This window comes from Carnobacterium sp. (assembly GCF_032094055.1).
Classification (GTDB): Bacteria; Bacillota; Bacilli; order Lactobacillales; family Carnobacteriaceae; genus Carnobacterium_A.
Genome location: NZ_DAMDAK010000003.1, coordinates 4,911 through 6,808 on the forward strand (window position 1 = coordinate 4,911; position 1,898 = coordinate 6,808).

The following is a 1,898-nucleotide window of genomic DNA, read 5'->3' on the forward strand; positions in this document are numbered from 1 at the left end:
AGAACTGGAAAATGTCTCTTATACCTATCCTGGCGGTTATGAAGCAGTAAGGGGAATAAACTTGAGTTTCGAACTGGGGGAGTCCGTTGCAATTATTGGACAAAACGGTGCGGGGAAAACAACCACTGTTAAATTGATGAATGGGTTATTGAAACCTACAGAAGGAGAAGTACTGGTAAATGGTTTATCTATTAAAACAAGCACAACCGCTCAAGCTTCCAAATATGTAGGCTATGTTTTTCAAAATCCTGACGATCAAATTTTTCAAGAAACGATTTTTAAAGAAATTGCTTATGGATTAATAAGTAAGAAATTGGGCTCAAAAGTTGTCCAACAACGTGTATACGAGGCTGCAGAACTTTGCGGCTTAGAAAAATTATTGGATGAGCATCCTTATAATTTGCCCTATTCCAAGAGGAAGTTTGTAACGATTGCGGCTATTATTGCTATGGATACAAATGTGATTATTTTGGACGAACCAACTGCTGGCCAAGATAGGAAGTCAACAGAACTATTAGGAGAAATCATTCGTAAGCTGGCTGAAAAAAATAAGACTGTGATAACCATTACCCACGATATGGAATTCGTTGCTAGAGAATTTAATAGAGTTATAGTCTTTTCAGATAGAGAGAAACGAAAAGACGATTCACCAGAAAAGATTTTTTGGGATGAATCTTTGTTAGAAATGGCTAATTTAAAACAACCTTATATCTGTCGTCTAGCTAAAAAATTAGGCTATACAGATGTTATGACGATAGAAGATTTACTGGAAAGGAAATTTACATGAGAGATATTTGGATTGATTGTGACCCAGGGCATGATGACGCCTTGGCTATACTGACGGCGATAGCTAATAAGGATAAATTAAATATTCTTGGTATTTCTACAATAGGTGGAAACCAAACACTAGAAAAAGTAACTACTAATGCTAAAAATATTTTGTCATTTGTGAGAGCAGATATTCCTCTTGCTATGGGACAGAAGGGTCCGCTGGTCAAATGTCTGGAACCTTCTGATGAGGCTCATGGAGAAAGTGGGATGGATGGTCCTTACTTTGATCATGGTGATTATCCTTTGGCTTCCAAAAATGCAGTGAATTTCATGTACGAAAAAATAATGTCAACAGAGAATAAAACCATTATTGTAGGTTTGGGCCCTTTGACTAATGTTGCCTTGCTTTTAAAATCTTATCCAGAAGTTCTGGATAAGATCGACTGTATTAGTATTATGGGTGGTGGAATAAATCATGGTAATATTACTTCTCTGGCAGAGTTTAATATTTATGTTGATCCAGAAGCTGCTCATATTGTCTTTAATTCTGGATTGCCCATATTGATGGCTGGCTTAGATGTAACTGAGAAAGCTGAAATTACAGTTAGCGAAATCGAGTCATTAAAAAATAAAGGGAAGGTCAGTCACTTAGCTTATGAGCTGCTGCATTTTTACAATAAATCCGGGCAACAATTTGGATTTATCAATAGTCCTATACACGATTTGTGTGCTATTGAATATCTATTGAAGCCAGAAATTTTTGGAGGGAACCATTACTATGTTGATGTAAACACAAATGATGGTGTTAGCAGAGGGCATACTTTTGCTGATAAACGATTGGTGTCTGAGAAGGGAAAAAATACGTTGGTATTGGAAACAGTTAATCGTGAAAAATTTGTTGAAGTTTTGATAAATGCATTGGAAAAATTAGATAATGAGCTGGTGTCAAAATGAATGATGTAGTAGTGTTGGGAAGTTTAAATATGGATATTGTTGTGACAAGTAGCAGATTTCCTAAAATTGGAGAGACAATATTAGGAGAAAGTTTGGCTTATTACCTTGGTGGAAAGGGTGCTAATCAAGCAGTAGCGGCTTCCAGAATGGGAATAAAAACTTGCTTGCTGGGA

3 protein-coding genes are annotated in these 1,898 nt (G+C 36.4%); all 3 read left to right on the plus strand.

The window, feature by feature from the left end; all coding sequences use genetic code 11:
- On the plus strand, window positions 1-787 hold a 787-nt coding region (locus RT405_RS00885), incomplete at its 5' end, for an energy-coupling factor ABC transporter ATP-binding protein (protein WP_396162950.1).
- A complete protein-coding gene (locus RT405_RS00890) occupies window positions 784-1,725 on the plus strand; it encodes a nucleoside hydrolase (RefSeq protein ID WP_313466808.1) in 942 nt (313 codons plus the stop codon). The genes RT405_RS00885 and RT405_RS00890, both read left to right, overlap by 4 nt.
- Window positions 1,726-1,754: 29 nt before the next feature.
- Window positions 1,755-1,898, plus strand: a 144-nt coding sequence (locus RT405_RS00895; protein ID WP_313466857.1) for a PfkB family carbohydrate kinase, incomplete at its 3' end; no start/stop codon positions are given.